Annotated in this window: 8 protein-coding genes and 1 pseudogene; 1 reads left to right on the top strand and 8 read right to left on the bottom strand. The window is 60.3% G+C overall.

The features are described 5' to 3' along the window. Positions 1 to 123 precede the first annotated feature (123 nt). The 8 genes from SD70_RS26975 to SD70_RS26940 form a co-directional block, all read right to left on the bottom strand. On the bottom strand, positions 124 to 1,050 hold the full coding sequence (locus SD70_RS26975) for a class II fructose-bisphosphate aldolase (protein ID WP_041051372.1): 927 nt from the start codon (positions 1,048 to 1,050) through the stop codon (positions 124 to 126). Positions 1,051 to 1,522: 472 nt separating this feature from the next. Next, on the bottom strand, positions 1,523 to 3,133 hold the full coding sequence (locus SD70_RS26970) for an FGGY-family carbohydrate kinase (protein WP_082053695.1): 1,611 nt from the start codon (positions 3,131 to 3,133) through the stop codon (positions 1,523 to 1,525). Further along, the gene (locus SD70_RS36455) at positions 3,067 to 3,531 is read right to left on the bottom strand and encodes a hypothetical protein (protein ID WP_052487930.1); all 465 of its coding nucleotides are present in this window, start codon (positions 3,529 to 3,531) and stop codon (positions 3,067 to 3,069) included. Before SD70_RS36455 ends, SD70_RS26970 begins: the two co-directional genes overlap by 67 nt. Further along, the gene (locus SD70_RS26960) at positions 3,528 to 3,965 is read right to left on the bottom strand and encodes a hypothetical protein (RefSeq protein WP_041051369.1); all 438 of its coding nucleotides are present in this window, start codon (positions 3,963 to 3,965) and stop codon (positions 3,528 to 3,530) included. The genes SD70_RS36455 and SD70_RS26960 overlap by 4 nt, the downstream gene beginning before the upstream one ends. Continuing rightward, positions 3,965 to 5,293, bottom strand: a complete 1,329-nt coding sequence (locus SD70_RS26955) for a hypothetical protein (protein WP_041051367.1) — start codon at positions 5,291 to 5,293, stop codon at positions 3,965 to 3,967. The genes SD70_RS26960 and SD70_RS26955 overlap by 1 nt, the downstream gene beginning before the upstream one ends. Positions 5,294 to 5,323: 30 nt before the next feature. Next, positions 5,324 to 6,037, bottom strand: coding sequence for a carbohydrate ABC transporter permease (locus tag SD70_RS26950; RefSeq protein ID WP_231571571.1), 714 nt, complete (start codon positions 6,035 to 6,037; stop codon positions 5,324 to 5,326). After that, a complete protein-coding gene (locus tag SD70_RS26945; protein ID WP_231571569.1) occupies positions 5,991 to 7,151 on the bottom strand; it encodes a carbohydrate ABC transporter permease in 1,161 nt (386 codons plus the stop codon). The genes SD70_RS26950 and SD70_RS26945 overlap by 47 nt, the downstream gene beginning before the upstream one ends. Before the next feature lie 87 nt (positions 7,152 to 7,238). Continuing rightward, positions 7,239 to 8,576 carry an ABC transporter substrate-binding protein gene (locus tag SD70_RS26940; RefSeq protein ID WP_041051363.1) on the bottom strand — a complete coding sequence of 446 codons (1,338 nt, stop codon included), beginning with the start codon at positions 8,574 to 8,576 and terminating at the stop codon, positions 7,239 to 7,241. A gap of 465 nt (positions 8,577 to 9,041) precedes the next feature. On the opposite strand from SD70_RS26940, the pseudogene SD70_RS40535 reads away from it, so the two are divergent. Then, a pseudogene (locus SD70_RS40535) lies at positions 9,042 to 9,553 on the top strand (GerAB/ArcD/ProY family transporter); the annotation flags it as partial. Positions 9,554 to 9,559 lie beyond the last annotated feature (6 nt).

Below are 9,559 nucleotides of genomic sequence, written 5' to 3'. Positions count from 1 at the left end.
CCCGGTGTGGTGGCTTCGGGCCAGGCTGCCGTCCAAGCCGGTCTCGTATGCGGGCGAGCGGGTCCGGGTCGAATGCTGCCGGGCCCGAGGCGGAACGCGATAACGGCTTCGGGCCGCCGCCTCTTATTGCGCGAGAGCGAAGCCGCTTGCTTGGCCGCCGCTGCCGAGGAAACGGGTGATTTTGTCGGCGACGGTGGCCTGTACGGCGCTTCGGCCGCGTTCCAGCATCGCCGGCTCGAGCGCTTGGCATTCCGCGTTCGTCATCCGCTCTTCGCGGCCGATCGCGGCGAGGAACGAGAGCTCCAGATCGGTGGCGATGTTCACCTTGCTGACGCCGCCGCCCGGCAGCCGAATGGCGCCTGCCATCATTTCCGCAGGTACGCCGGAACCGCCATGCAGCACAAGGTGAACGTTCGTGAGCGCGCGGATCGCCTTCAGCCGCGCCAGGTCGATTTTGGGCTGGCGCACCATATAGACACCATGCGCGGTGCCGCACGATACCGCGAGCGCGTCTATACCGGTCTCGGCCACGAAAAGCCGGGCCTCCTGCGGATTGGTATACAGCTCCTCGTCCTTATCGGTTTCCACAAAATCGGTCGTGCCGATCATGCCGAGCTCCGCTTCCACGGAGACGCCGTGCTTGTGGGCGTAGTCGGCGGCCATTTTGGAAATGGCGATATTTTCCGCAAGCGGCTTCTCCGAGGCATCGATCATGACCGAGGTGAAACCCGCCTCGATGGCGGCAGCGATCGTCTCCATTTCCTTCGTATGGTCCAAGTGAAGCACGACAGGTACCGTAATGTCCTCTCCGCGCACCCGCGCGTAAAATTCGTCCGCGAACTCCTGCGGCGCGATGCCGTAACGAACGAGCTCTTTGTGGGAAATTTGCACGATGGCGGGAGACAGCGTCTGCTGGGCGGCTCGGAGAACCGGCGCAATCATCGGCGTATAACGCGGAGAAAACGAACCGATGGCGTAGCCGCTTCGTTCGGCCACTTCCAGAGCTTGCTTGAGCGTCAATACGTTGTAAGGTCTGAATCCGGCCTTCATGAATACCTCTCCCTTATCCATAAACTTGTTGGATGTTCCGGAAGGAACGGTACGATATCGCTCGCCCGAGGGGCGTTGCTGCAAGGCCTGACAAATTCCGGCTTAATCGAAAACATCCTGCTGCCCGAAAAGACGGAAGAGAGGCTCGAGCAGATAGCGAGCCCGAATCACAGGACTGCATGAGCTCCATGCGCGCATATCGCAGCGCAACGTTTCTTGCCAGCCACAGCACATAAAGGAACATAGTTCCGTTATCGCACGAATCGGAGGGCACCGGCTACTGCTTAACGGAACGTGGTTCCGCTATCGGCCCGGAACAAGAACGTTTTCTGCTCAAAATGCGGAAATAACGCGCTCTCGTTCCGCTATTTCCGGGAAATACCAGGGAAATACACGATTAACGGAACAAATTTCCGCTAACCACAAGGAAGGGAGGGCAACGGTCGTCTTATGGATGGCGAATCGTCCCACCTTATAAAGCAGTCCATGTTCTGAACGCCATGGATCGGTACAACAAACGAAGCGGCTGCTGAAGCGCCATATAGCCTTCCTCGTATAGCCGGCGGTACGCCTCGTGACGGTCCGGATCCGGGCCGACGGCGCGCATGTCGCGCCCGACGCTTGCGGCTGCTTGCGCTTCCGCCGCGTCCCGGTACACGCCCGCCGCGATGCCGGCGAGCAGGGCGGCGCCAAGCAGCGCGGCCTCCTCCGTCTCAGCGACGTGCAGCGTGCAGCCGGACACGTCGGCTTTGATCTGCAGCCAGTACGGGTTCCGGGTGCCGCCGCCGACGACCGTCGCCGCCGCAATCGGCGCCCCGGCCACCGTCTGTGCTGCGCGGCGGATCGATTCCATCTCGTTTGCGGTTCCTTCCAGCACCGCCTTCAGCAGCTCTGCGCGGCCGTGGCCTTCGGCCAGCCCGATGAACGCGGCGCGCGCTGCGGAATCGGGCTGCGGAGCGCCCGCCCCGGCCAAATACGGGTAGTACAAAATGCCCGTAGGCTCCGCAGGCGCGTCCGCGAGCAAGCGGAGCACGTCGCCGTATTCGAGCCGGGCGCCGCCGCCAAGCGCATCGCGCAGCCATTCGACCGAGCCGCCGGAAGCGGAGATGCCGCCCATCCAGAACAGCGCGCCGGGGACGGCGTGAAGGCCGAACGAAAGGCCGGACGCCAGGTCGGCCCTTGTGAGCGGGCGCTCGGGCAGCATGCCGACGAGCGTCTCCGCCGTGCCCATCGAGTCCATGATGCGGCCCGGTGCGGTGGCGCCGGCGGCCAGCGCGGCGCACACGTGGTCGTGGCCGGCGACGGCGACCGGCACGCCGGCCGGCAGCCCGAGCGCGCGGGCTGCATCCGCGCGCGCTCCTGCCAAGGAAGCCCCGCTCGGGCGGGCTTCCGGGAACAGCCCCGGATCCAGGCCGAAGTGGCGGATCCACGGGGCGTCCCACATCTTCCGGTCGATGCGGAAGGCGAACGTGCGCGCGGCGAGCGTATAGTCGGTGCCGGCCGCGCCGGTAAGCCGGTACGCGACGTAGTCCGCAGCCGACAGCCAGCGCGCGCCGGACAGCAGCTCCGGAGCGCGCTCGCGCAGCCACAGCAGCTTGGCGAGACCGTACTTGTAGCTGCTGCGGAGGCCCGTGGCGGCGAACCGCTCGAAGGCGTCGCCTTCGGCCTCGATTCGCGCTGCCTGGGCGTCCGCGATGCGCGAAAACCACGGCAGGAGCGGCGTCCGCGCGGCTCCGTCGGCGCCGACCAGCAGGCCCGTCTCGGCCATGCCGTCGATGCCAATCGCCGCGATCGGCAGCGGCTCCTGGCCGGCCGCGGCTCCGGCAACTTCGCGGATGAGGCCGGCCGCCGCTGCCCACAGCGCCTCTGGGTCGTAGCACTCGCCGAAGGCTCCGTCGCGGATGCGCACCGTCTCCCGCTTCGCCATGCGCAGCAGCGCGCCGCGCTCATCGAACAAAGCGGCTTTGCAATGGGTCGTGCCGATGTCGAGAGATAGCAGCAAAGTGCCGAAGCCGCTCATGCCCGTCTCCCCTCCAACACTTGCTTGACGCGCTCCATGCCGAGCCGCGGGCTTGTCAGGCATTTGGCCTGCAGCGCAGGCGGCAGCGAGGCGACGACGCGCGCCATCGACGCTTGCGCGAGCACGACCGCGTCGGTCTCCGCCACGAGCCGGGCGAGCGCGGCGCTGAGCAAGCGATCGTGGCCGGCCGCATCGCCGCTCATTAGGGCGCGGTACGCCTCGCCCTCGAGCGCGGGCGCGAGCTCGACCGTCCGGCCCAGCTCGCGCGCCTTCGCCGCCAGCAGCCGCGCCGTCGGCTCCAGCGTCGTGCGCAGCGTCGCCGCCACGCCGATGCGAGCGCCGCGGCCAACCGCCACAAAATTGATGACCTGCGTGTCCGGCATCAGCTCCTGCGCCAGAGCTTTCAGCATGTCTACGGTGACTGGAGTCGTATGAATGATCGCCAGCTTGTTCCCGCTCATGGGCTTCCCCTCTCTTTCGCTTCGCTTGGCAGGCGCCCGGCGCCTTTACCGCCCAGCTCGCGCGCCCGCCGCCACGATTCGCGCACGAGGGCGTAATCGTCCTCCGTCAGCGGCTCCTGCGTCGAATCGATATGCGTCGCAAAGTACAGCGACGGCACGCCGAGCTCCGGCTGCAGCTCGACGTAGCTGCGCCATGTCGCCTTGTCGGCCATCGGCCAATTGTCAGTGTCGATGACTGCGTCCGGGCAGGCGATCGCCGCTACCCGCGCCCGCAGCGTCATGGCGCGGGTAACGTCTTTGCCGGTGTTGATATCGTTAAGCCGGATCATGTCCAAGACATCGGCCAAATAAGGATGCGGCGTATGCGACATGATGAGCGCGTCCGGCTTCACCTTCATCGCTTCGTCATACAGCACGTTCAAATAAGCTTTCATCAGTTCCAGTCCCCACGCGTCTCCGTAAGCGCGGATGCCGGGGCCGCTCGGAATGCGCGCGCTGAAGTCGATTTTGAAGCCGTCCGCATCGTACGCTCCCGGCTCGGCAGACAGCATGCGCCGCACCGAGCTCTGAGCCGCGCCTCGAACGCCGGATTCGTCGGATCGAACGCCAGCGGCAGCCCTGCCGCATTGCGGATGCATTCCTCCGCCGGCACGCCTTCCGGGTCCCAAGCCTTAAGCCAAAGCAGCACCTTTTTGCCTGCCGCGTGCTGGAGGTCGACAAACCCGCGCAAATCCGGCCATTTGCCCGTATCGGCGATATTCTCGCCGTAGGCGGCCTGCCATTTGTCGTCGAGCACGACGATCCCCGGCGTCACGCCATGCGCGTCGAGCGCCGCCATGAAGCCGTCGTACAGCTGTTGCCGGGCGTAGCTCGGAGCGTGCCCCTGTTCAACGGCTGCGACATAGCATTGCGAGCCCCAGCCGCAAAAAATCGGCTCGTACCACCACGCCGGCTTGTCGCCGCCGCGCCGTGCCGGCACATAGCCGTTTTGGCGCAAAGCTTCGACATGCGCGTGCAGCGCCGCATACTCGTTCTCGGCGAAATCGAACCCGATCGCCGGCAGCTCATAAACGCCGCTCACTTCCGTATGCCCCTCGAACGCCAGCGACAAATGAAACCCGAACTGCTGTTGCCCGCGGTAAAACAGCTCCGTGTACCGGTTGCGACCCGGCTCCGCCTCGACGCCTATGCCGAGCCAGCCGGACTCGGTCTCGAACGCGAAGCAAAACGGCGGCGGCGTAAAAAACCAGTCGCCCTTGCCCGGCAGCGGCACGCCTGTCAAGTCGATAACCGATCCTTCCGCCGGCGCGAAGTAATTGGCCTCCTGGCCGTTCGGCTCGGGGTTGAAGCCGCGCCGCAAACGCTGCCCCGACCAGAAAAAGCCGGAGCCCCAGCGAATATGGCCGGAGTAGTAGCCGCCGAAATAGTTCACTTCGGCCGGCCGCCCTTCCCCTTCGACTTCGGCTTCGTAACGGAACCGGTCTTCGGCGCAGCGGAACCGGAACGTTTTGCGCGTCCATACGCTGCTGTCCGCTGCGAGCGCAGCCACAACTTCGCCGCCGCTCTCTTCCGCCGTCCATGTCCCGATCCGCACCGTATCGTCGCGTCCGTGCAGCGGATTCACCCCGCTTAGCGGAAAAAGCTCCAGCAGCCTGTTGCCTGCCGCGTCGTCGACATACACGAACGGCCGGTCGGCGGCAAACGTCAGCGCGTATCGGCTCCCTTTAACGGAGAGTACGCCGTTCTCCTTCGTTACCAGCATGACTTTCCCCTCCTCTCCCTGTTTCCAATATTACCCTTTCGTGCCAGCGGAAATGTTCATGCCTTCAATGAAGTAACGCTGAAAGATGAAAAACAGCGCCACTACCGGAACGAGCACGATGACCGAGCCGGCCATCAAATAATGCCACTGGTTCAGGCCGGAGCTCACCTTGAACGCCTGCAGCGCGATTTGGAGCGTATAATGCTCCTCGTTGTTGAGGTAAATAATCGACCCGAGAAAATCGTTCCACGCCCCGGTGAAGGTCATGATCGCGATCGTAACGATCGCCGGCTGGGCAAGCGGAATCATAATCCGGCGCCAGATCAGAAAATGGCTCGCGCCGTCGATTTTGGCGGCCTCGATCAAGTCGTTCGGAATGCCGAGGTAAAACTGGCGCAGCAAAAAAATCTGGAACGCATTGCCAAAAAAGCCCGGTACGGTAAGCGGCAAGTAGGTGCCGACCCAGTGCAGCTTGGAGAACAGGATGTACTGCGGAATCAGCGTCACGAAGCCGGGAATGATCATCGTCGACAGCACAATCGTGAACAGCGCGCTGCGCCCCGGAAAACGGATTTTCGCAAAGCCGTAAGCTACGAACGAATTGGACAGCACGTGCGCGCACACTCCGACGCAGGAGATGAACAGCGTGTTGAGCGTATACCGCGTGAAGTCGACCGACGTCCACGTCTCGACGTAGTTATGGAAGCGCCACTGCTTCGGGAAAAACGACGGCGGATACTGCATAATCTCGTCCATCGATTTGAGCGAGGTCGAGATCATCCACCAGAACGGGACCACAAACAGCAGCCCTACGGCGAAGAGCACAAGGAACACGACCGTTTTCTTGACCGTTTCGCGCCGGCGCCGGTTCTGGAAATAGCTGCCCTGGCGGACTGTCGCCGCAGCGTTCATCGTCCGTCCCCTCCTTCGTAGTGGACCCAATATTTCGATACCCACATGTTGATGAGCGTAATGACGATGACGATTGCGAACAGGAACCAGGCCATCGCTGTGGCGTAGCCATCTGGAACGCCTGAAACGCCTTCAGGAACATGTGCAAATTGTAGAACATGAGCGAGTTGAGCGGCGAGCCGGGCGTACCCGGGTCGGCCGCCATCACGTAGCCTTCCTGGAAAATCTGAAAGCCGCTAATGAGCGTCGTCACTACTTCAAAGAAAATGACCGGACTGATCATCGGCACCGTAATGTGCCAAAACCGGCGCAGCGGGCTCGCCCCGTCGATTTCCGCCGCCTCGTACAGCTGCTCCGGCACGCCTTGCAGAGCGGCCAGGTACATGAGCATGCCGCCGCCGACGCTCCACATTTTCATGAACACGATCGCCGGCTTCGTCCAGTTCGGATCGAACAGCCAGCCCGGCCCGGTGATGCCGAACCAGCCGAGCACGACGTTGACGATGCCGGAGTCGGGACTCAGCAGCTCCATCCAGAGCATGTACACGCCGACGCCGGACAGTACCGACGGCAAATAGTACACCGTGCGGAACGCGCGCATGCCCGGCACTTTCTGATTGAGCAGCGACGCGAGCGTAACGGACGCGAGCGTCGTGAGCGGAACCATCAGCACGACGTAGAACAGCGTGTTTTTGAGCGAAACCCAGAACAGCGGATCCTGGGTAAACATGTATTTGTAGTTATCCAGTCCGACGAAATCCATCTTGGACGTGAAGTCGTAGTTCGTAAAGCTCGTGTACAGCGAGAACAGCAGCGGTCCGCCCGTGAAGGCGATAAACCCGATGATCCAGGGCAGCACGAACATAAAGCCTTGCGCCGCTTCCCGGCGTTCGAGCGACGCCCGCTTTCGCGGCTTGGCGGCCTTGGGCCCGATCGTTGCATTCACGTTGGCTCCTCCTTCGGCGACAATTCGATTGGGGTGAAAAAAGGGCAGAGCGGCCTGCGCCTACCGCTCCACCCCTTTTGCTCAAGCTTATTTATTCGTCTTCATTAAATTTTCAACGGCGGCCTGCGCCTTGTCGAGCGCGCTCTTCGCGTCGTCTTTGCCGGCGAGCACCGCTTCGACGAGCGGGTTCGCCAAGTTTTTGTAATCCGGGGCGCTGGGCGGCACAGGGGAGACGAGCGTCCATTTCATATTGTCGGCCGCAAACTTCATGGCCGGATCTTTCAACACTTCGGCATCGTTTGCCGCCGCTTTGCTCGCGACGTTGTCGAACAAATATTGCGCCCAATATTTTTGCGCCGCCGTGTCGGTCAAATATTTCATGAACTCGTAGCTTTCCTGCGGATGCTTTGCGCCGTACGGAATTTCCAGGTCAAAGCCGCCGCCGACGCTCCAGTTGCCGGTGCCAGGCCTAAACTCCGGCATCGGCGCCATGCCGATGTCTTCCGGCTTCATGAAATCTTTGATTTGCGCATAGTACGTGCCGTTCTGCACCGTCATCGCCAGCTTGCCGGCGACGAACGGGTCGTTCTGCTTGGAGCCGAACGTCGCTTTGAACGCGTCCATCTCCTTTTTGCCGAGCCGGTCGTCCCAGCTCTTTACCCAGTTCAAGGCTTCCACCTTTTGCGGGGTGTTGTAATGGGGACCTTCCTTGTCGATGAGAGGCTTGCCGTCGGAGTTTTGCAGCCACAAATCCCAGCCGCCGGCGTTTACGGCGTGGTATCCGATGCGCTGATATTTGCCGTCGGGCGACTTTTTGTCCAGCTTCTGCGCGTATTGCTGCAGTTCATCCCACGTTTTCGGCGGCTTCTCCGGGTCGAGCCCGACTTCCTTGAACGCCGGCTTGCTGTAGAACAGAAACCGGGTATCCGTGTTGAACGGCAGTCCGTAAGGTTCGTTATTGTACGTAACCGCATCCCACAGCTGCGGGAAGAAGCGGTCCTGGATATTGTCCTTCTTGACGAATTGGGCCAGATTGGTCGCCTGCTTCTTCTGCGCGCGCTGGCCGACGGTAACGAGGTCTTGAATGATGACGTCAGGCGGGTTGCCGGCCGCTACGGCAGCGAGCTCCTTCGTCCAGCCGTCGCCGAACGGCACAAACGTGTACTTCACGAAAATGCGGTCTTGCGATGCGTTGAAATCACTAATCAGCTTCTCAATGATCGGGCGGCGGGTTGTCGAGCCCCAGTGGGCCCAGAAATCGAGGGTGACTTTTTCCTTCGGCTTGACAGCGCCGGCATCCGGCTGGCTTGCATTTCCGCCTCCGGCCGGTTTGTTGCCGCCTGTGGCGGAGCAAGCCGACAGCAGCAGTCCGGCGGAAAGAGCCATCGTCGTCAGGACGAGCAGCGTTTTTTGCGCTTTGATCATAACTGTCCTATCCCCCTATGTGATTAAATAAATTCCCCATAATGCCACAACATACACTCGATAATCCACATATTCAGCTGTTTTATAGCGTTTACATTGGGGTTTTTTGGAGTTTTATCCAAAATATATCCGCGAACCGGTCAACTGTCAACACATACTTTACCCTAAAATGCGACTTGGTTTGTTGATTGTTGGTTCTTTTTGTCGCTTTTCTGCTGTGGAAACCGATGTGCGATTGCAGGAGAATCGAGGGCAGCAAACGGGATAATTCGGGAGACGTCCAAACGAAACGAGCGCGAGCCCAACAGACGGCAGCCAAGCTTTGCGCATCGGTCCCAGAAGGTGAGGTTATTTGCACGAATCTTCATGCCTGGTATTGAACTTGGAACATTTTGGCGATACTTCAATGTGAAAAGGAGGTGTTGAGTGTTGCCAAACAGTAAAATATCTGGTCTTCAAGCCGTTATGTTGATTACTATGGGTACTGGACTCATCCATTATGTCACAATAGTCCCCTTGCTTTTACAGGCGGCCAATAAAGACTCATGGATAAGTGTCATATTGGCAATTCCACTTTGTCTCGTCTGGGTTTTTATCCCATTTCAAATCGCTAAAAAAACACATCAAACCAATATCATTCAATGGATGTTTGCACGCAATAAATGGATCGCGGTTTTCTTGGCGAGTCTCATTTTCGTCAATTTTTTTTGCGCATGTTTATTGCCATGAAAGAAACCATCGTATGGACAAAAGTAACGTTCTTGCCGGAAACCCCCATGTTGGCGACAACTTTAACCTTAACCGCGCTGTGCATTTATTGTGCCGTTAAAGGAATTCGGGCAATTGCCGTTGCAGCAGGGATTTTACTGCCTTTTGTATGGATATTGGTTTTATTTGTAACGACGGCGAATTTGCAATTTCAACGGGTCAATCTGTTATTCCCTTTGTTCACCACAAACAGTTCTTCCATTCTAAAAAGCATG

Source organism: Gordoniibacillus kamchatkensis (assembly GCF_000829455.1).
Taxonomy (GTDB): Bacteria; Bacillota; Bacilli; order Paenibacillales; family NBRC-103111; genus Gordoniibacillus; species Gordoniibacillus kamchatkensis.
This window is presented reverse-complemented; position numbering and strand designations above follow the sequence as displayed.

Bases quoted from the DNA above. Each gene is read 5' to 3' on its own strand.
- SD70_RS26975 (WP_041051372.1), bottom strand. From the start codon at position 1,050: ATGAAGGCCGGATTCAGACCTTACAACGTATTGACGCTCAAGCAAGCT.
- SD70_RS26970 (WP_082053695.1), bottom strand. From the start codon at position 3,133: ATGCCTGACAAGCCCGCGGCTCGGCATGGAGCGCGTCAAGCAAGTGTT.
- SD70_RS36455 (WP_052487930.1), bottom strand. From the start codon at position 3,531: ATGAGCGGGAACAAGCTGGCGATCATTCATACGACTCCAGTCACCGTA.
- SD70_RS26960 (WP_041051369.1), bottom strand. From the start codon at position 3,965: ATGAAAGCTTATTTGAACGTGCTGTATGACGAAGCGATGAAGGTGAAG.
- SD70_RS26955 (WP_041051367.1), bottom strand. From the start codon at position 5,293: ATGCTGGTAACGAAGGAGAACGGCGTACTCTCCGTTAAAGGGAGCCGA.
- SD70_RS26950 (WP_231571571.1), bottom strand. From the start codon at position 6,037: ATGCAGTATCCGCCGTCGTTTTTCCCGAAGCAGTGGCGCTTCCATAAC.
- SD70_RS26940 (WP_041051363.1), bottom strand. From the start codon at position 8,576: ATGATCAAAGCGCAAAAAACGCTGCTCGTCCTGACGACGATGGCTCTT.